Source organism: Pandoraea aquatica (genome assembly GCF_902459565.1).
GTDB lineage: Bacteria > Pseudomonadota > Gammaproteobacteria > Burkholderiales > Burkholderiaceae > Pandoraea > Pandoraea aquatica.
Genome location: NZ_CABPSN010000002.1, coordinates 36,329 through 55,514 on the forward strand (window position 1 = coordinate 36,329; position 19,186 = coordinate 55,514).

Genomic DNA, 19,186 nt, shown 5'->3' on the forward strand with positions numbered 1-19,186 from the left:
CTTCGCCCCGCCGGCGCATGCCAGCTATCCGCTATCGCCAGCAAACACGCTATTCAAGGAATCGCCATGATGAACGCTCAAAACGCCACTTCCACCGCCCGCCCGGCATTCCCCGCGCTCGCCGACGTCACCCGTCTGCGCAGCGAATTCCAACGAGTGAAGACGGAACAGAACCTGCGCGATCGCGACGCCGCCGCCGCGCTCGGTGTGTCCGAAGGCGAGACGGTCGCGGCATTCGTCGGCGAGCACGTCGTGCGCCTGCGTCCGGCGTTCGTCGAGATTGTCGAAGCGCTGCCTGCGCTCGGACGCGTCATGGCGCTCACGCGCAACAACGCCGCTGTTCACGAGAAAGACGGTCAGTACGAAAAGCTCTCGCATCAGGGCACCATCGGTCTGGGTCTGGGCAAGGACCTCGACCTGCGCATCTTCTATCACCAATGGGCCTATGGTTACGCCGTCGAAACGCCGGCGGAAAACGGCCCGCGCCGCTCGCTGCAATTCTTCGACAAGGCCGGCACCGCCGTGCACAAGATGTTCCTGCGCGATCACAGCGACGTCGCTGCCTTTGAAGCGCTTGTCGCACGCTTCCGCGACGACGATCAGACACCGGGTCAGCATGTTGTCGCTGCCGACGCTCCGAAGGCCGAAACCCCTGACGCAGACATCGACGCCGACGCCTTCCAGCGCGACTGGCTTGCGATGACCGACACGCACCAGTTCTTCGACATGCTCAAGCGCCACGGTGTGTCGCGCGCGCAGGCTTTGCGTCTTGCGCCCGCCGGTCACGCGCAGCGCGTGTCGTCCGCCTCGGTCCGTACGCTGCTCGAAGATGCCGCCGGTACCGATCTGCCGATCATGGTGTTCGTCGGCAATGCGGGCATGATCCAGATCCACACCGGCCCGGTGAAGAACATTCGCATGATGGGTCCGTGGGTCAACATCCTCGATCCGGGCTTCAATCTGCACCTGCGCGAAGACCTCGTCGACACCGCGTGGGTCGTGCGCAAGCCGACGGCGGACGGCATCGTCTCGTCGCTCGAATTGCTCGACGCCTCGGGCATGGTGATCGCCATGTTCTTCGGTGAGCGCAAGCCGGGTCAGGCCGAACGCGAAGACTGGCGCGCGACGCTGGTACGCGTGGAGGGTTCGCAAGGGGTTGCGGAGGCATCAGCGTGAACAAGCCCGGCGTGAACAAATCTGACGACGCACGCGACGCGTTTCGCCTCTCGCGTCGCACCCTGCTCGGCGGTGGCGCGACGCTCGCCGCAGGTGCGTGGCTCGGCGCGCTGCTCCCGCACTCGCTGGTCGGCGCGGCGCATGCGGCAACGGATGCGTCCGTCGCCAAGGACGGACCGAAGCGCGTGATCGTCGCCGGTGGCGCGCTGACGGAAATCGTCTACGCACTCGGCGCGCAGAATCGCGTGATCGCCAACGATCTGACGAGCCTGTATCCGGAGGCGGCCACCAAGCTGCCCAAGATCGGCTATCTGCGCACGCTCTCGGCCGAGGGCGTGCTCTCGCTGCATCCCGATCTGTTGCTCGCCGGTGCCGAAGCCGGGCCGCCCAATGTGCTGTCGCAGATCGCGGCGGCTGGCGTGACCGTGCAGCACTTCAAGCACGGTTATACCGCTGAGCTGGTGCGCGACAACATTCGCGGTGTCGCGAACGCGATGAAGCTCAACGACGAGGGCATACGCGTGGCAGGCCGCTTTATGTCCGACTGGATTCAGGCACGCGGCAAGGTCGAGGAGATGTACGGCATTCAGAAGCGTCCGCGCGTGCTGTTCATCCTCGGTCATACGGGCAATCAGGTGATGGTGGCCGGGCAGGACACCGCCGCCGATGCGATGCTCGCTTACGCCGGTGCTGAGAACGCGCTGAGCGGGTTCAACGGCTACCGTCCGCTGACCGCCGAAGCCGCCGTCGCTGCGCAGCCCGACGTGCTGCTCACGACGACGACGGGACCGTCGCCCGCCGATCCGGCCGCCACGCTGCTCGCGCAGCCGGGACTCGCCAACACACCGGCGGGTCGCGCCAAACGCGTCGTCAGTTTCGACGCCCTGTATCTGCTCGGCTTCGGCCCGCGTCTGCCGCAAGCGGTCGCCGAGCTTGCCAGGCGCGTGCATACCGTCTGAGGGCCGCTGCGTGAGCGTGGCGTGACGTCGCGAGCCACTTCGTGACGTCACCCACACTGCGCCTCTCCCGTCCCGAATCCGTCATTCGCCAGCCACTCGCCAGTCATCGTTGCCATGTCAGCCGCTCCTCCGATTCCGAAGCCCATGTCGTCAAGTTCGTCCAGCGCGTCCCGCACGTCCAGCGGCAGCCGGGCCACGACACCCAATGCCTCGACCGGCCGTCCTGGCGCCCCGGGACATACCGGCGCTGCACGGCGACGTCCGCCGCGCTGGATCGTCATGACGGTGCTCGTCGGCCTGCTCGCCGCCGCCGTACTGGCCGCATTGTGTGGCGGCGCTTATCGCATCGCTCCCGACGACGCCATTACCGCCCTGTTCCGTGGCGCGACGGGCGACTTCGCGCAGGATCAGGCGCGCAATGTGATGTTGCAGATCCGTTTGCCGCGCATCGTGCTGGGCGTGCTGGTGGGCGCAGGCTTCGGCGCGGCCGGTGCCGCCTTGCAGGCGCTCTTTCGCAATCCGCTGGCCGACCCGGGGCTGATCGGTGTGGCGAGCGGTGCAGCGCTCGGTGCGGCGGGCGTGATCGTGCTCGGCGGGGTGTTGCTGCCCGCGGCACTCGCAGCGTCGCTGGGCTTGTGGATGCTGCCGCTGGCGGCGTTCGTGGGTGCGTTGGGCGTCACGGCACTCGTCTATCGTCTGGCCGCCGGACGCGGCCGTCTCGCCCTGCCACTGCTCCTGCTCGCCGGCATCGCGATCAATGCCGTCTCGGGGGCCGCCATCGGCTTGCTGACGTATCTCGCAAACGATACGCAATTGCGCACGCTCACCTTCTGGACGCTGGGCAGTCTCGGCGGTGCGCAATGGTCGATGCTCGCGGTGATCGTGTGGCCGGTCGCGTTGGGCATCGTCGCCCTTGCCTCGCAGTGCCGCTCGCTCAATGCGTTGCTGCTCGGGGAAGCCGAAGCGCTGCACCTCGGCGTGGCGGTGCAATCGGTCAAGCGACGTGTGATGGTGGCGTGCGCGTTGTGCGTGGGCGCGTTGGTGGCGTCGAGCGGCATGATCGGTTTCATCGGTTTGATCGCGCCGCACATCGTGCGTCTGGTGGTCGGCCCCGATCCGCGCGCCGTGCTGCCTGCGGCAGCCCTCTTCGGCGCGATTCTGACGCTGCTCGCCGACCTCGTTGCCCGCACGTGGGTCGCGCCCGCCGAACTGCCACTGGGCATTCTGACGGCGCTGCTCGGTGCCCCCTTCTTCCTCATGCTGCTGTGGCGACGCCGCGGACAGTTCGGTCTGTAACGCCGACGGCCCCATCCGCATCCATCGCCAACTGACGACATCAGCCAACATCGGGACATCGCCATGCTCAGTGCTTACGACCTCACCATCGCCCACTCGGATTCGCCCGTGCTCGACGGCCTGTCGCTCGACATCCGTCCCGGCGAGCTGCTTGTGCTGCTCGGCCGGAACGGCGCGGGCAAGAGCACGCTGCTCAAAGCGCTGGCGGGCGAACCGTTGCCACCGCGCACGCACATGAGCGGCGCGATCACGCTCAACGGTGCGCTGCTCTCGCAATACTCGACGGCGGCGCTCGCGCGCCTGCGCGCCGTGCTGCCGCAAACGGCACAGTTGTCGTTTCCGTTCAGTGCGCTGGAGATCGTGACGATGGGGCGTCTGCCGTTTCCGAAGGCGAGCCGCAGCGACACGGAGATTGCCGCCCTCGCCCTCGAACAGGCAGGCGCGCTGCCGCTGATCCATCGCGACGTGATGACGCTCTCAGGCGGGGAATGGGCGCGGGTGCAGTTCGCGCGGGTGCTTGCGCAGTTGTGGCCTGACGAGAGCGCATCGGCCCCGTCGGTCCCGCGCTATCTGTTGCTCGACGAACCGACGGCGGCGCTCGACCTCGCCCATCAGCATCATCTGCTGTCGCTCACGCGGGCGTTGGCAAAGTCGTGGGGATTCGGTGCGATGGCCATCGTGCATGACGTGAATCTCGCCGCGCGTCACGCCGACCGCATGGCGTTGCTGGCCGACGGACGCATTCTCGCCACCGGCACGCCGCACGACGTGATGCGTGCCGATCTGATCGAAACGACGCTGGGTCTGCCGGTGCACGTGATTACGCCGGAGACCGCAGCGGGATACCCCATGCCGAAGGGCGCATCCGCCGGCGTACCGTTCGCATTGCCCGCTTGATGGCCCGCCAGGTGGCCAAAGCTGAATCAAGCCGAATCAAGCGGCAGGCACACCATCCTTCGCAAGATTCGCGCGCGCGCACAGCACCGCCGCGAGATCCCACAGCGCATAGCCGACGCTCTTGAAGACCACCGGCCCGCTCGACCGGAAACGATCGGGCGTGATGATCGCGTCCATCAAGGGTGCTGCGCGTCCCCAATCGATGGCGGCGTGCAGCAGATCACCCGCCTCGTGCTTCACTTCCCACGTATCCACGACGAGTGTGCCGCGCACCGCCGCATCGCGGCATAACTGCGGCGGCAACTCGCGCATGTCCGGGCGAAACGCGCCCACGCCCGCGACGAAAATGTCGTCGCGCCAACGCGTCACGTCGCTGTCCGGCAACACCGGTTCGCTGCTGGTCGTCGCCGTGATCACGATGCTGACGGTATTGAGTACAGGCTCGATGGCATCGACCACAGTCGCTTCCACACCGAGCGTCGCGGCGTGATCGGCCAGCGCATGCGCGCGCTCCGGACTGCGCGAGAAGATCATGAAATGACGCGTGCCCATACCGGCGGCGAAAGCCTCCAGATGCGCCCTCGCCTGCACGCCCGCGCCGACGATCAGCACCGGCCCCTTCGGACGCGGCGCAAACTTTCTCGCAGCAAAGAGTGTGACGGCGGCAGTACGACGCCCGGTGACGGTCGGACCGTCGAGCAGCATCTGACGCTCCCCCGTGTGCGGGTCGAACACCATTACCTCGCCGATGATCGACGGTTTGCCCGCGCGGCAATTCTCGGGATGCACGGTGATGTGCTTGGTCATCGCGACATCCCGATTGACGGCAGGCATCACCAGTAGCACGCCGGTGCGGCGGCCGCGTTCGGGTTCGGTCAGGGGAAAGTGCAGACGCTCCGGGGCGCGCGCGGTACCCGAGCGCATCTCCATGAGCATGGCCTCGATGCCGTCGGCCAACTGAGGATAAGGCAACAACTGCGCGGTTTGATGCGCATCCAGCGTGATCATCGATTGTCTCCGCTTCGGGGCGTACGCCTTCGGGCGGCGGAGTTTGCACTCGTCGTCGTCACATCGCGTCACGCTTTGCCAAGTCTGATTTCAGTGTAGCGCGCATCGCGTGAACGCGTCTGCCACATCAAAATTTAATCGTGACATTTCGTGTCGACGCGAACGACGCGCCATCGCGCACATGCGCTCAGCGGCTCGCATTGCGCATGCGTTTTCCGTCGTTGACGGTCGCACCGCGTACCTCGAAGCGAACGCTGTCGCGCACCGTGCCGGACGCGTCGACCAGCTCGAGCGTGTGACGTCCCGGCCACGGCAACCATCCCACACGCGACGTGCCGGACAACGGCTTTCCGTCGAGTCGCCATGCTGCGCCTTTGGGCCACGCCGCGGCCACCTGAAACCACAGTCGCTGGTTGGCGGGCGGGATATCGGGATCGAGTGCGACGATGGTCCCGTCCGTCGGTCCGGCAATGCGCCAGAGCGGACCGCTCGGGGCCTTCGTGGCGAGTGCGGACAAGGCAATCGTGCTCTGCGACGTGCCGGGCAAAAACCACTCCTCGCGGGCGGGTTCGACGTGCTCCGCATACTGCACTGCGACATGCTCCACGCCGGGCGGTGGCGCAGGCGGCAGACTGGCGGTTCGTCGATGCAGATAGTCCATCACGCGATGCCAGATGGGGGCAGCGCCGGAGACGCCGGAGACGTCCCACATCGGCGCGCCATCCGCGTTGCCGACCCAGACACCCACGGTATAGCGACGCGAATACCCGACGGCCCAGTTATCGCGCATATCCTTGCTCGTGCCCGTCTTCACGGCGGTCCAGTAGCGCGTCGAGAGCGGACTGTCGAGACCGAACGTGCGCGTTCGCGCCTGCCGGTCCGCGATCATGTCGGACACAATGAAGCTCACCTGCGGCGAGAAGACCGTCGTGCCTGCTGCTTGCGTACGGTTGTCGTCCTTAGCCTTTTTGCCCACCGACTTATCGTCCGTTCGCGCTCGCGACGTCGATGCCGCACGCGCAGGCATGTGCTCAGGCATGCGCTCCCGAATGCCACTCGCCGTGCCGCCGTTCGCGAGCGCGCGATATGCATTCGTGAGTGAGAGCAACGTCACGTCGGCGCTGCCGAGCGCCAGACTGAAGCCGTAGTAATCGCCGCTTTGCGTGAGCGGCAAGCCGAGCGAGACGAGCGTCTGTGCGAACCGGCGCGGCGTGACCATCACGAGTGTGCGCACGGCGGGCACATTGAGCGACGAACCGAGCGCGGTGCGCGCACTGACCCATCCCTTGAAGTGGCGATCGTAGTTCTGAGGGATGTACAGACCACCGCCCGTGGGCAAATCGATCGGAGAGTCATCAAGCAGCGACGCTGCCGTCAGACGCTGCTCGGCAATCGCCTGCGCGTAGAGAAACGGCTTGAGCGTGGAGCCTGCCTGACGCAGCGACGTCGCACCATCCACCTGTGCCGCAGACGACAGCGCGCCGGACGATCCGACCCATGCGAGGATCTCGCCGCTCGCGTTGTCGATCACGACAATCGCGCCGTCCTGAACGTTGCGCGCACGGCCCGGGGTGCTCAACTCACGCAACGTCTGCCCCAAGGTATTCACCGCCATGCGCTGAAGATTCGCGTCGAGCGTGCTGGTGATGCGCGTGCCCGTGGGCGGACGACTTTCGCTGAACACACGTCGTGCGAAATGCGGCGCGAGATTGACGGCGTCGCGCGTCGTCATCACGCTCGCGGGACGCGAAAAGACCAACTGCGTATAACCTTCCAACCCGCTGCAATCGGCCCCTTGCCCCATGTCCTTCAGAATGCCGCAGGCGCGCTGAGAGACGCGCCCGGCAGGCGCATTGGGAGCTCGCAGCAACGCGACGGCAATCGCCGCCTCACGCGCGTCGAGGCCGATGGGCAGCTTGCCGAACAGCGTTTGCGAGACGGCCGAGATGCCGACGAGTTCGCCGCGAAACGGCACGAGATTCAGATAGGCTTCGAGTATCTGGTCCTTGCGCCAGCGCTGCTCCAGCCAGAGTGCCGTCGCTGCCTGCCCGATCTTCTGCGTCACCGACCGGTTACGCGCGCTGGGGCGCAGATCGTCGTCGAGCAGGCCCGCCAGCTGCATCGTCAGGGTGGACGCGCCACGCGTGCGCGAATGCCAGAGATTGCCCCACGCAGCGGCAGCAACACCCCGCCAATCGACCCCGCTGTGCTCGTAGAACCGCTTGTCTTCCGAGACGATCAGCGCCTCACGAAAGGCAGGCGACACATCGGCCAACGTCACCCAGTCGCCGCGTTGTGCCTGCATGTCCGCGCGCAGGCGCTGCAACGGCTCGCCACGACGATCCAGCAGAATCCAGTCTGACGCACGCCAATCCTGACGCACCTCGTCGAACGACGGCACCGCGTGCGCGCTGACCGGTGCCTGAATCAGCCCGAGCGCCAACGCGACGCTCAGCACGACACGACGCATGACACCACGCACAATGCCTCCACGACGCCCATCAGGCACTGCGCACATGGGCTTCATCCTTTCTCATTCGACGGTGACGGCGCCTGCCCTGGCGAGCGGATCGCCATGATGCCCGCCACGAGCAGCAACTGCGCGAGCGCATACAGAATCCAGATGGCGTACTCCTGCGCGGGCACCGAGCCGACAAAGCGGGTGGTGCCGATCAGCGCATCCGATACGGTGAAGAGCAGCGCACCGACCGGTGCCCATTCGCCCCGAACGTCAGCCAGCAGCGCCGCCGAGGCCATCATGGCGAGCACGATGACATAGCATGCGACCGGTGCCTTCAACTCGCCCATGCCACGCCAGTACAGCGCGTACAGGAGCGCCGCCGCGATCCACACCAAAACGATGGCTACACGATGCCAGCGCGGCACCTGCGCCCACGGCCGACGCACTCGCCAGAACAGCATGAAGTACGCGAGGTGCGCCACCAGAAACGCCCCCAGCCCGAACACGAAGCCCTGCGCGAGCGCCGGGAGTGCGAGCAGCACATCGCCCGCCCCCGAGAAGATGAGCGCGGCACAGAGCCAGACCCGCTCACGCGGCACCCGGTGATATAGCGCGGCAAACATCAGCAGCGCACATAGGAATACCTTCGCGATGGCCTGATCCGCATAGGGCGCGCCACGCAACGAGACGGCATACGCAGCCCCCGCCACCGCGGCGAGCCACCAGAAGCGGCGTGCCTCGCGCGGCAGCGCCGCCGCCGGCGCAAAGAAGTTCGACGTCATTGCGATCGGTCCCCCGTGCGTCATTGCTTGGCCGGCACGACTTGCACCGGCGCGTTCGGCGTCTCGCCATACATCGCCGGTTCGTACATTGCTTCGACGCGCGTGGGCGGCGTGGCGAACTTGCCGACGTTATTCAGACGCACGGTGTACTCGATGCGATGCTGCCCCTTCGGCAGATAGTCGTAGTACGCGCGATAGGCGTCCTGCGCGCGCTCTTCGAACGCGGGCATTGCCCCTTCGCTCTTTTCGCTATTTTGGCCCTGCGTCGCAATGACGGAGTCGCGTCCAAGCCCACCACCCAGCACCGTCGCCCCGCCCGGCAGCGGATCGCTCACCACGACCCAGCGCATGTCGGCTTGCGCATCGATATCGAGTCGCACGCGCAACACGGCCCCCCGCACAAAGCTGTCGCCGGACTTGTCCGCCGCATCCTGCACCTGAACGCTGCGCGTGACGCGATAACCCGCCGCAAACGGCGCTTTGAGCGGCACCGCCGCGACACTCTGGATCGTCGCCCACGGCTTGCCCGCACCGGACTGCTCAAGCCGCAACACGTCGCGCGCGTTGTCGGCACCGGCCGTCGCGTTGCTCAGCCACGGCAGCGACACGGTCGGCGGCACAGTGCCTGCCTTGAGCTTGTCCCAGTCGACGCTCTGCACCCCACCGCTCGTCTGGTTGTCACGCTGCCACTGAACCGTGGTCTGCCCCGTCGGCGTATCGCGTTCGAAGCGCGCCGAGAAGCGGTCCACCGCCAGTCCGCCCCAGACGTTGGCCGTCGTCGTCGACCACGCCCCACGCGACTGAAGACCCAGCAAGCCGATCACGAGACGCGGCATGTCGTCCTTCCATGCCGGGTTCGCGTTCATCAGCAACGCCAGCCGCGCCGCGTTGGTCTCCGGGCCCACCATGAGCCACCAAAGACCATCGGTGCCCTGCGTCGAGAAGCCCACTCGCGTGCCCTGATACGACAGGCGCGCCCGCAGAATCTGCTCGGCCTGCGCCATGCGTTCGGCCCGTTGCGGGGCATCGGGCAGACGTTGCAGGATTGCGTACCAGTCGATTACCGCCGACGTCGGCCAGTCGTTCGGCGCGATCGTCAACGAACTGAGCATGCGGGCGTTGGCACGACCGTAGCGAGAGAGCGCTTCGATCGCACTGAGCTTACGCAGCGTCAGGTCGTCACGCGGCGCCCAGAAGCGGCGGGTAAGACGGCCCTCCACGAACGCTGTGAGCCCGTCCTCCATGCGTGCGAGTGCGTCATCCGGCAGACCGTAAGCGGGGTCCAGCGCCTTCGCCTCGTTGCTCATCGCGAGCAGATAGGCCGTCAGCGTATCGCTGCCCTGATTGGCGAAGCCCTCCTGCGGCGGGAAGTAGCTTGCGAGGCCATCTTCGTCGAGATACGACGGCAACGTGCCCATCACACGCTTCCACTGCGCAACATCGCGCAAGCCGAGTGCCTTGGACGCCTGCTGCTCCAGACACGCATACGGATAAAGCTCGAACCAGCGCCTCACCCCCGGCAACCCCTGCGACAGACGCGGCTGCATATTGACGCGCACGCCGCCTCGCAGCTTGCCCGTGCTGTCCGCCACCGCGCCTGCGGGCGGCGCCATCGGCAAGGTGAGGCTGCCTTCGACCTGCGTGAGCACCGACTGCTGCACCGTCGCCGGCAGAGACGGCTGAATGTCCTGCCCCACCTTGATGGCGTCACTCGCGGCCGGCGCACCGCCTGCTGCCGGTGCCTGCGCGCTGACCTCCCACAGCACCCGCTGCGCACGCGTGTCGGCCAGCCCCGTCGGAGCGGTGACTTCCCACATCACCTCGCGCGACTCCCCAGCCGGTACGTCGACACGCTGCGGTGCGAGCGTGAGTTGCGTCGCACGCGCGGTCAACTGCACCTGCATGGCGTGCTGCGTCGTATTACGCACGGTGAATTGCGCGCGGTAGTTATCGCCCTCTCGAACCAGCGGCGGCAACCCCGAGATCAGTTGCAGGTCCTGCGTCGAGCGGATCGTCGCCGAGCCGGTGCCGAACCAGCCAAGCGCCTGCGTGCCGGGCTTACCGTCATCCGCCACCGCCACGATCCGGAAACTCGACAGCGAGTCGTTGAGCGGCACGTCGACCGTCGCCTCGCCCTTGTCGTCGAGCACTACGCGCGGCTGCCACAGCAACAGCGTGTCGAACAGCTCTCGCGTCGGACTCTTACCCCCGCCACCACCGGCAGGGACCGCCTTACGCCCGTAGTGACGACGGCCAATGATCTCCATTTGTGCCGTCGCTGTCGTGACGGTATAGCTGCGGCGCTGCCACATGGCATCGAGCAGATTCCAGCTGGTGTTCGGGGCGAGTTCCAGCAACGCCTCGTCGACGGCCGCCACGGCCACCTCCGAGCCTGCTGCGACCGGCTTCCCGTCCGGCTGCGTCACCTTGATGCGCACCTTCGCGTGACCGCGCACAGGGTAGGTCGCGGCATCGGGCTTCACTTCCACGGCCAGGCGCTGACCCGCCGTCCCCACGCGCAACTCGGTCAGACCGAACCGGTACGCCGGCTTACCCAGATCGACCAGACCGGTCGGGGCCTGATATTCGCGCCCCTCGTACCAGAACGCGCGGAACCACTCCAACGGCTGTTTCCAGCCCCACTGGAAGAAGGAGTACCAGGGCACTTCGTGGATGCGACCGCGTACCGCGAGTACTGAGACATAGACGTTCGGCCCCCATGTCGGGTCGACCTTCAGCGAGATGTTCGGATCCTTGCCCGAAATCTCCACCGTGCGCGTCTCCATCACGCCTTCGCGCTCGATGGCCACGAGCGCTGTCGCCGAACGGAACGGCATGCGCACCTGCAACTTGGCCGTCTCGCCCGGCTCGTAAGCGCGACGCTCCGGCAACACGTCCATCCGGTCGGTGTTATCGCCGCCGAACCAGACCTCGCCCCGGCCCGTGACCCACACACCGGTCGTCGACGTGCTCAGGTTGCCCTTGTCGTCTTTCGCCTGCGCGACCAGCGTGATCTCGCCCGGCTGAGAGAGCGATACGTCGCACGACAACTCACCGCGCTCATCCGTCTTGCCGCTGCACACCTTGCCGAGGTCCTTGACCTCCGTTCGGTTGTCGTAGGCGTAGAAACCACCCACCATCCGCTTGCGACTGCTTGTGGTGATACGCGCCTCTGCGCGCACCTCCATCGCCACACCGGACTTCGGCTTGCCCTGCAAATCCAGCGCCAGCGCCTTGACCGGCAGCTTGTTGGTCACCGACACCCAGCTTTCGCTGCGCACGCCGGTGATCAGATTGGCCGGCCACAAGGTCGCGTTGCCGCGCAGCGTCTGAATCTCGCCGTTCGGATCGGCGAAGCTCGCTTCGAGCACCAGATCGCTCGGACGGTCGACCTTCGGCAGATCCTTGAGCGTGAGCGTGCCCGCGCCGTTGCGGTCGAGCACAAGCCGTTGCTTGTCGGCCACCAGCTTCTGGTCGCTCGATCCCGAACTCTCGTCGTTGCCCTGATCGTCATCGTCGCCGCCCGATTGGGCAGACGGCGGGCGATAGGGCGTGAAGCTGTAATCGTCGTATCCGTCGAACGTGAGATCACGCACGCGCATCAATGCCGACACACGCACCGGCAGATTGCCCGCCGGACCACCCGCAACGTAATTCACCTGAACGTTCACCGGCGCTTCGGTCTTGTTGATGAGCGGCGACTTCGCTGCATCGCGTACGCCAATCGATCCGGCCAGCACGGGCAGACGGAAGGCCTCTACGCGGAAATGCCCGGCGTCGAGCGACTGCGGATAGGTCTTCGGTCGCGAATCGTTGTCCGTGTAGTCGAGCGTCACGGCGTATTCACCCAGCTTCGCGCCCTGCGGAATCTGGAACGTGTTCTCGGCCAGCCGTCCGTTACGCCACGTGAGGGGCTGCGTGTACGTCTGTCCGGAGCCCTCATGTGTGATCGTCATTTGCGATGGCAGGCTCGCCGGCAATGCCAGCCCCTGCATCGTCTCCTGACGGATGAAGTGCTTCATCGAGACCGTCTCGCCCACACGGAACAGCATGCGATCGAACACCGTCTGTGCACGCACGGTCGGGCTGTTGCCGCCGTCGGTCGGCACATGGAAGCGCCACGGTTCGATGCCGCGATCCCAGTCGGACGACACGAAGGCCATATCAGGATCGTTGCCCTGCGTGCGCGCCACCACGAAGTATCCCGAGCGGCCCGTCTTCTGGCAGTACTTGTAACGTTCGAGCGCCTTGTCGATCTTCGCTACGCCCGTCTTGTCGGTCACAGCCGTTGCGATTTCACTGCCATCGCAGTCGAGCACGCGCACCTTCGCGTTGGCGACCGGTTGCCCCTTGTCGAGCGTCGTCACCCATGCGACCGCGTTCTCGCGGCCCATCTTGAAGTGCACGCCCAGATTGGTCACCAGCACCGTGGTGCGCACGTACATCGGCAACGACTTGCCCAGCAGCGCCGCCCCGAGCGACGGGGACGCCAGTTCCACGACATAGAAGCCGGGTTTCTGGAACGGAATACCGACCACTTCGAACGGCCGCGGATCCTTCTCCTTCGGCACCGGCAAGGTCAGCGCCTGAACGCCTTGCAGCCCCGAGAGCAATGACAGACTGCGGGTGTCGTATCGCGTGACCTTCTCTTCGACGATCGCCGCCGCATTGGGTCCGAACGCCTCCTTCGCCGCCGGTGCGGTCAGGATCGACGGCATTTCCTGCGCGATCTGCTTGCGCGTCATCGTCGTCTCGTCGAAGCGACGCACACGCGACATCCACGTGAGCACCTCAGCGTCATCGTCGACACGCAGTTGCAACGTCCGCCCTGCTTCACCGGCCCCCCCTGCCTTCGCCGCTTCGCCCGCGACGCCGAGACCGTTGATTTGCAGCGCCGGTTCGACCTTGCGCAACGTCACCGGCAGCATCGGCGGCATGCCCGGCTCGGCGAATCGCTCCACGATGCCGAACGGTGCCGCTGCAAACTTGGCCAGCGGCGGCATCGTTGCCGTCTTCGTCTTCAACGGAAATTCGCTCGCGTTATCGAGCGCGCGGCCACTGTCGTCCGTAAAGCCTTTCGGCAGGGTGATCGTCAGTTCGGCCTTCTCCGGGAACGGCGCGTCAAAGGAAACTTCCGCCACGCTCGACGAGCGGTCCGAATCGCTGGCCTTCGGCGACCGTTCGGCCCCGGCCCCTTGCAAGCGAATCTTCGCGGCCATTTCTCGCGCCACGGGCGAACTGAACGTCAGACGCAGCGGGCGCAACGGCGTGCATGGCGCGTTGGCGTTCTCGCGTTCGCAGGTGAAGCTGGCCGTAAACGGTTCGCGCACGTCATATTCGAAACGGCGCGCCTGTTTGGTCGGCACCCCGGACGGCGTGGCAATCCCCGCCCCCCACACCAGATGCATCTTCGCGCCGGCGGCGAGCGTGCGATTGCATTGCAGCATGACAACGCGCGCCGACTGCTTGTCGAGATTGAAACGCTTGAGCAACGCGGTGCGGGTGTCGCCTTCGATCCACTTCACGCCGATACGCTCGCCCACGCCCTCGGTTTCACACCAGGCGTTCTGACGCACGCTCGCGGGTGTTGCCGCCCCGTTGAGCGTGAGGATGAAAATCTGGTTTTCGTCGACAGGACCGTACGACGGACGGATGGACGAGACGGCCGGACCGCCCGTATTGAACGCGTATTTCGTGGTACCGGAGAGTGCCGTGCCCGAGACGGCGGACAGGCCGCTGCGCATCTCGACGGAACACTTCGCCCCCGGCGGCAAATCGCTCTTGAAGTCGAAGACCCAGATCTTGGGTTCGAGCCAATGACCGTCGCCGGTCAGCGACGCGTCCGTACACCGCACGGCAGCGGGCGACGTCGCCCGGGGATCGCCTGCGGGCACCATCGCTTCGTCGAACTTCACGACGACCTGATTCACACTCGCGACTTCGCCCTGCGGACTGACGCTTACGACACGGGCCGCCTGTGCTGGCGACGCCATGATCATTCCAAGACTCAGCGCCGCCCACGCCAACGGCGCGGTCGGCCAGACGCGTTGCGTTCGGCTATGCATGCCGGACTCCTCCCGGGTTCTGGTGAGGCGATTCTAACCCGCAGTCTTTGGCATATCGAACCGTTTCCCAACAGAACTTGGACGGAAAACGATATTTGGGATGGGATCGCCGGCCGGGTCGGAATCGTCCGGACGGTCGCTCGGAATTCGCTTCGAAAATCTTGCGAATGTCTCGCGTATGTCTCGCGTATGTCTCGCGTATGTCTCGCGTATGTCTCGCGGATATCACGCAAATGGGCAGACAAGAAAGCGGCCTATGTCACACTGGCGCTTTCCGCATTCGTCACCCGCGCTGCCCATGTCCATCGCCTTTCTGCACCCAAAGAAGAACGCGCTGGTCTATCTCGTCAAGATTCTTAGCGGGTCGCTGATCGTCTGGTTCGGCCTGCGCGCCGCAGGCTTTCCCGAACCGTACTGGGCGATGATCTCGCTCATCATCGTGACCGAGCCCGATCCGTTGCAGGCCCGCAGCAACTTCAAGGCGCGCTCGATCAACACGATTACCGGGGCAGTCGTGGCATGTATCGTGCTGCTGGTGATGGGGCCGGGTCTGGCCGCGATGCTCGTGGGCATTACGATCGCGACGCTCGCAGCCATGCTGGTGCAGAACTATCCGGCGAACTGGCGTCTGGGGCCGGCCACGGTGGTGATTCTGATGTCGGCGGCGCTCAGCGGACAGGGGCAAGGCCTGCACGAAGAGCTGAGCCTCGCCATGCTGCGCGTGATCGAAGTGTTGATCGGCTCCACCGTCGCGCTTATCCAGTCATTGATCTACGGACGCTATGTGAAGCCGTGGCTGATGCCGGAGGATTGAACCCCGTCCCCGGCTGCGATCAGCGCGACGCCGGGCGGTTGTTCGACAGATAGCTCAGCGGCAAGGCGTTGCTGCGCTTGAAAGCGCTCAGCACGATGTTCGAGCGCACATTCTCCACGCCTGGCACCTGCATCAGCCGCTTCATCACGAACGCCGACAAAGCGTTCAGATCCGGCACCACGATCCTCAGCAGGTAATCGGCTTCGCCCACCACAGCGTGGCACTCCAGCACTTCGGGCAGCAAATCGATCTCCGCCTGAAACCGTTCGATGACCTGATCGCCATGATGTTGCAGGCGCAGGGTCGTGAACGCTGTCACCGCCAGGCCTAACGCCTCGGGGCGCAACACCACGCGATACCCCTCGATCACGCCCGCGGCTTCGAGCCGTTGCAGGCGTCGACCGATCTGCGACGCCGACAACGCCACATGCTCTGCCAACTGGTGATGGGTGGCCCGGCCTTCCTTCTGCAAGGCGTCCAAAAGGGCCAAATCGAAGCTATCCAGATCAAGCATGACGATTCTCCGCAATAAATCACATTTTTATGCGAAATTTATGCAAACGACTTTCACCACAGGCGCATTATGCGCCCATTTCGCATGCCATGCGCAATACACTTTCAATCATTGTCACCGCTTAATTGAGTCGTTCGCATCATGTCCCTTACTGCCATGCTCCAGGAGCAATTCGACGCCGGTCTCACGACCCGCTCCGACTTCACCATCGATCAACCCGTCGAGCAATACGGCGCGGTCGATCACGCGGTGTGGCAGCAGCTGTACGAACGTCAGACGGCGATGCTGCCCGGCCGTGTCTGCGATGCCTTCATGGAAGGCATTCGCGCTCTCGACATGGACGCGCGTCGCGTGCCGGAGTTCGAACGGCTTAACGAGAAACTGATGGCAGCCACCGGCTGGCAGGTCGTAGCGGTGCCCGGTCTCGTGCCGGACGAAGTCTTCTTCGACCACCTCGCCAACCGCCGTTTCCCGGCGACCTGGTGGATGCGCCGTCCGGACCAGCTCGACTACCTTCAGGAACCCGATTGCTTTCACGACGTGTTCGGTCACGTGCCGCTGCTCGCCAATCCCGTGTTCGCCGACTTCATGCAGGCCTACGGAAAAGCGGGCACGGTGGCGCAATCGCTCGGTGCGCTGCCGCTGCTGGCACGTCTGTACTGGTACACGGTTGAATTCGGTTTGATGCGTGATGGCGACGGACTGCGCATCTACGGCGCGGGCATCGTCTCGAGCCGTGGTGAAACGGAGTTCTCGCTGACCTCGCGCGAGCCGAATCGCATCGGCTTCTCGCTCGAACGCGTACTGCGCACGCAATACCGCATCGATACGTTTCAACAGACGTACTTCGTCATCGACGACTTCGCCCAGCTGTTCGACGCCATGCGCGCCGACCTCCCGGCGCTGTTCAAGGCGTTCGCCGAACAGCCGTCGTTCGACGCCAACGCACGCCGCGCGGAAGACACGCAGATTCTGCTGCCGGCATGATGGCACGGCCCGGGATGACCCGGGCCTTTTCGTCCCAAGCGTCCCAAGCCCCCTTCAAGCACTGTCAGACTCAAGCGCTATCAGACAGCGCTTACACACGTGCGCCGCCCGCCTGTGAAACAATAGGCCGAATGAACCGGCGAACCGGCCGTTCATGGTTGCAGGAAACGTTTTGAAAGGAATGCCATGACAACACGACTCTCATCCGAGGCACGCGCCAGCCTGGCCGAAGTGCTGCCCGAGTGGCACCAGGTGGTCGGACGCGACGCCATCCAGCGCAGCTTCACGTTTCACGACTTCAACGAGGCCTTCGGCTTCATGACGCAAGTCGCGCTCAAGGCGGAAAAGATGGACCATCACCCGGAGTGGTTCAACGTCTACAACCGAGTGGACATCACCCTCTCGACGCACGACGCCGATGGTCTGACGCAACGCGACGTCGACCTGGCGCTGGCCATCGACCAGTTCGCAGGCGATCGCGCGTCGCGCTAACCACCCCGTCCCTCACGCGCTCAGCGCTTCGGCGCGAGCAGCGTGCCGCGACAGGCCTTGCTGCCGCAGTGGCAAGCGTATTCGCGTTTGAGTTTCTTGGTATAGCGGGCGTCGATCACAAGACCGTAATCGTAGAAAAGCTCTTCGCCCGCATCGATATCGCGCATCGCATAAATATAGACGTGCTCCCCTTCCTCGCGCGCCTCGCAGTTCGGCGAGCACGCGTGGTTGATCCAGCGAGCATTGTTCCCATCGACCTTGCCGTCGATGCAGCGACCGTCTTCCAGGCTGAAGTAGAACGTATGGGTCGGATGATCCGGATCGTGCGGATGGCGACGCAACGCCTCGCGCCACGAAATGATCTCGCCCTTGTACTCGATCACGCGATCCCCTTTCTTGAGGCGCTTGACCGCATACACACCCTTACCGTGGACGCCCGACTTCCTGACTTCGATTCTGCGCTTGGCTGCCATCTCTATGCGATGAGGTTTCGTGGATGCAAAAAAGCGCAGTGTACAGGCACGCGACGGTCATGTGCGTGACAACGCCCGACGAAAAAAAACGTCACCCGGTCGCGGATGACGTTCTCCCCCTTGATTCGCCCTGCTGCGGGATCCCACCCGAGCGCAGCGAATACCGGCCCGGCGTTCAGCTCTTGCTGTAAAGCTTCCAGACCTTGTTGCGCGTTGCCAGGTCGGCTTCCTGGTGCGCATTGCAATCGATCGCAAGACGCGAATCGTCGTACGTCGTATTGAAATAGTTGCAGTGGTACATGCCCTTGCCGCGCGGCGCAGCTTCGAAGTGTTCGCACGTCAGGCACATGCGCTGCTGCGGCATGTCCCCACGGCTCTCCATCGTGGACATGAGCTTGACGAGCATGCGGTACAGCTGTGCCCGGTCCTTCTCGCTCAGCACGTCGGCGGCCGTCGTCACGAAACTCGCCCATTGCGACGCCCGTTTGGCAGACGTGCGACCCTTGGCCGTCAGGCGCAAAGCCAGCGCGCGACCGTCGTTGGCGTCGCGACGCTTCTCGACGAGGCCCTTGCTTTCAAGCGTGCTCACGGCCTCGCTGACCGTGGCCGATGTGAGCGCGGCATCCTCCGCAATTTCGCCCAGTCGCATCGGCACGCCGCGCACAAGCAGGAGCGTGAGAATCTCACCCTGCGTCGGCGTCAATCCAGACAGTGCCGCGCCTTCCCAGGCGTGGCTCCGTAACGCAGTTCCCATGCGCAGCAAGCTTGCCGTGACGCGCTTGGAAAGCGGTTCATCAAGTGGGGTCGGGGTAGCCATGATTTTCGTTAGGATTTCTAAAAACTATACGTCGATAAAACAGCTTGTCAAATGAACTCACAGGCGGTGCATCACACGTCTTTGCCTATTGCTTCGTATATTTCGGCGCCCCGCCCGGGGGAAACCCTAAGCCACTTCCGTGTCGATACTCGACGGCAAGTCGCTGTTGAACCTGCCGCCCCACCACGATTCCATTGTGTGTTCTGAGTTTAATTTTGGCGTATCAGTTCTTGTACTGATCTCCCAAATCCTACTCATGATGTTTACAAAATATTGGTGTCCTGCGCACTTGTGCAGCGAAGCGTCGTGTCGGAAAAAACATTTCGCATCCCATGCGAATTACATCGCTCGCTGAATTGATGTAACGCGCAGCGGCGTGTCGAAGCACGTCGTACCCCAGACCAATTCTCACCTCGCTCGCAAAGCCTCGTCGGACGTGGCTCGT

The 19,186-nt window shown here is 64.7% G+C and carries 14 protein-coding genes; 7 read left to right on the forward strand and 7 right to left on the reverse strand.

The features are described 5' to 3' along the window. Window positions 1-66: 66 nt before the first annotated feature. From PAQ31011_RS05690 to PAQ31011_RS05705, 4 genes are all read left to right on the forward strand, one after another. Window positions 67-1,176 (forward strand): hemin-degrading factor, encoded by a 1,110-nt coding sequence (locus PAQ31011_RS05690; RefSeq protein ID WP_150574949.1) that lies wholly within the window; start codon window positions 67-69, stop codon window positions 1,174-1,176. Between the two features lie 11 nt (window positions 1,177-1,187). Then, window positions 1,188-2,135: a heme/hemin ABC transporter substrate-binding protein gene (locus tag PAQ31011_RS05695; RefSeq protein ID WP_150574950.1), complete on the forward strand. Its 948-nt coding sequence runs from the start codon at window positions 1,188-1,190 to the stop codon at window positions 2,133-2,135. A 144-nt stretch (window positions 2,136-2,279) separates the two neighbouring features. Beyond that, window positions 2,280-3,431, forward strand: a complete 1,152-nt coding sequence (locus PAQ31011_RS05700) for a FecCD family ABC transporter permease (RefSeq protein WP_174989980.1) — start codon at window positions 2,280-2,282, stop codon at window positions 3,429-3,431. Between the two features lie 63 nt (window positions 3,432-3,494). Then, window positions 3,495-4,328: a heme ABC transporter ATP-binding protein gene (locus PAQ31011_RS05705; protein WP_150574951.1), complete on the forward strand. Its 834-nt coding sequence runs from the start codon at window positions 3,495-3,497 to the stop codon at window positions 4,326-4,328. Window positions 4,329-4,364: 36 nt separating this feature from the next. On the opposite strand, the gene PAQ31011_RS05710 is transcribed toward PAQ31011_RS05705, so the two are convergent. The 4 genes from PAQ31011_RS05710 to PAQ31011_RS05725 form a co-directional block, all read right to left on the reverse strand. Next, on the reverse strand, window positions 4,365-5,336 hold the full coding sequence (locus tag PAQ31011_RS05710) for a delta(1)-pyrroline-2-carboxylate reductase family protein (RefSeq protein ID WP_150574952.1): 972 nt from the start codon (window positions 5,334-5,336) through the stop codon (window positions 4,365-4,367). Window positions 5,337-5,523: 187 nt separating this feature from the next. Next, window positions 5,524-7,854 carry a penicillin-binding protein 1C gene (gene pbpC / locus PAQ31011_RS05715; RefSeq protein ID WP_150574953.1) on the reverse strand — a complete coding sequence of 777 codons (2,331 nt, stop codon included), beginning with the start codon at window positions 7,852-7,854 and terminating at the stop codon, window positions 5,524-5,526. Window positions 7,855-7,859: 5 nt separating this feature from the next. After that, the gene (locus tag PAQ31011_RS05720; protein ID WP_150574954.1) at window positions 7,860-8,579 is read right to left on the reverse strand and encodes a lysoplasmalogenase; all 720 of its coding nucleotides are present in this window, start codon (window positions 8,577-8,579) and stop codon (window positions 7,860-7,862) included. 20 nt (window positions 8,580-8,599) lie between these two features. Beyond that, window positions 8,600-14,644: an Ig-like domain-containing alpha-2-macroglobulin family protein gene (locus PAQ31011_RS05725; RefSeq protein ID WP_150574955.1), complete on the reverse strand. Its 6,045-nt coding sequence runs from the start codon at window positions 14,642-14,644 to the stop codon at window positions 8,600-8,602. A 298-nt stretch (window positions 14,645-14,942) separates the two neighbouring features. Here PAQ31011_RS05725 and PAQ31011_RS05730 point away from each other — a divergent pair, with 298 nt between their 5' ends. Continuing rightward, complete coding sequence (locus PAQ31011_RS05730; RefSeq protein WP_150574956.1) at window positions 14,943-15,458, forward strand: FUSC family protein; 516 nt, start codon at window positions 14,943-14,945, stop codon at window positions 15,456-15,458. 19 nt (window positions 15,459-15,477) lie between these two features. Here the strand turns inward: PAQ31011_RS05730 and PAQ31011_RS05735 are convergent, their stop codons facing one another. Continuing rightward, window positions 15,478-15,972 (reverse strand): Lrp/AsnC family transcriptional regulator, encoded by a 495-nt coding sequence (locus tag PAQ31011_RS05735; RefSeq protein WP_039394205.1) that lies wholly within the window; start codon window positions 15,970-15,972, stop codon window positions 15,478-15,480. A gap of 141 nt (window positions 15,973-16,113) precedes the next feature. Between PAQ31011_RS05735 and phhA the strand changes: the two genes are divergently transcribed. Together phhA and PAQ31011_RS05745 are read left to right on the forward strand one after the other, a co-directional pair. Continuing rightward, window positions 16,114-16,959, forward strand: a complete 846-nt coding sequence (gene phhA, locus PAQ31011_RS05740) for a phenylalanine 4-monooxygenase (protein WP_150574957.1) — start codon at window positions 16,114-16,116, stop codon at window positions 16,957-16,959. A 186-nt stretch (window positions 16,960-17,145) separates the two neighbouring features. Further along, window positions 17,146-17,451, forward strand: a complete 306-nt coding sequence (locus PAQ31011_RS05745) for a 4a-hydroxytetrahydrobiopterin dehydratase (RefSeq protein ID WP_039394212.1) — start codon at window positions 17,146-17,148, stop codon at window positions 17,449-17,451. A gap of 20 nt (window positions 17,452-17,471) precedes the next feature. On the opposite strand, the gene PAQ31011_RS05750 is transcribed toward PAQ31011_RS05745, so the two are convergent. Both PAQ31011_RS05750 and PAQ31011_RS05755 read right to left on the reverse strand, forming a co-directional pair. Then, window positions 17,472-17,924, reverse strand: coding sequence for an SET domain-containing protein (locus PAQ31011_RS05750; protein WP_046290246.1), 453 nt, complete (start codon window positions 17,922-17,924; stop codon window positions 17,472-17,474). Window positions 17,925-18,099: 175 nt separating this feature from the next. Next, window positions 18,100-18,741 (reverse strand): MarR family winged helix-turn-helix transcriptional regulator, encoded by a 642-nt coding sequence (locus PAQ31011_RS05755; protein WP_174989982.1) that lies wholly within the window; start codon window positions 18,739-18,741, stop codon window positions 18,100-18,102. Window positions 18,742-19,186: the final 445 nt, after the last annotated feature.

Coding starts and splice junctions, on each gene's coding strand:
- PAQ31011_RS05690 (WP_150574949.1), top strand. CDS start 67: ATGATGAACGCTCAAAACGCCACTTCCACCGCCCGCCCGGCATTCCCC.
- PAQ31011_RS05700 (WP_174989980.1), top strand. CDS start 2,280: ATGTCGTCAAGTTCGTCCAGCGCGTCCCGCACGTCCAGCGGCAGCCGG.
- PAQ31011_RS05705 (WP_150574951.1), top strand. CDS start 3,495: ATGCTCAGTGCTTACGACCTCACCATCGCCCACTCGGATTCGCCCGTG.
- PAQ31011_RS05710 (WP_150574952.1), bottom strand. CDS start 5,336: ATGATCACGCTGGATGCGCATCAAACCGCGCAGTTGTTGCCTTATCCT.
- pbpC (WP_150574953.1), bottom strand. CDS start 7,854: ATGTGCGCAGTGCCTGATGGGCGTCGTGGAGGCATTGTGCGTGGTGTC.
- PAQ31011_RS05720 (WP_150574954.1), bottom strand. CDS start 8,579: ATGACGTCGAACTTCTTTGCGCCGGCGGCGGCGCTGCCGCGCGAGGCA.
- PAQ31011_RS05725 (WP_150574955.1), bottom strand. CDS start 14,644: ATGCATAGCCGAACGCAACGCGTCTGGCCGACCGCGCCGTTGGCGTGG.
- PAQ31011_RS05730 (WP_150574956.1), top strand. CDS start 14,943: ATGTCCATCGCCTTTCTGCACCCAAAGAAGAACGCGCTGGTCTATCTC.
- PAQ31011_RS05735 (WP_039394205.1), bottom strand. CDS start 15,972: ATGCTTGATCTGGATAGCTTCGATTTGGCCCTTTTGGACGCCTTGCAG.
- phhA (WP_150574957.1), top strand. CDS start 16,114: ATGTCCCTTACTGCCATGCTCCAGGAGCAATTCGACGCCGGTCTCACG.
- PAQ31011_RS05745 (WP_039394212.1), top strand. CDS start 17,146: ATGACAACACGACTCTCATCCGAGGCACGCGCCAGCCTGGCCGAAGTG.
- PAQ31011_RS05750 (WP_046290246.1), bottom strand. CDS start 17,924: ATGGCAGCCAAGCGCAGAATCGAAGTCAGGAAGTCGGGCGTCCACGGT.
- PAQ31011_RS05755 (WP_174989982.1), bottom strand. CDS start 18,741: ATGGCTACCCCGACCCCACTTGATGAACCGCTTTCCAAGCGCGTCACG.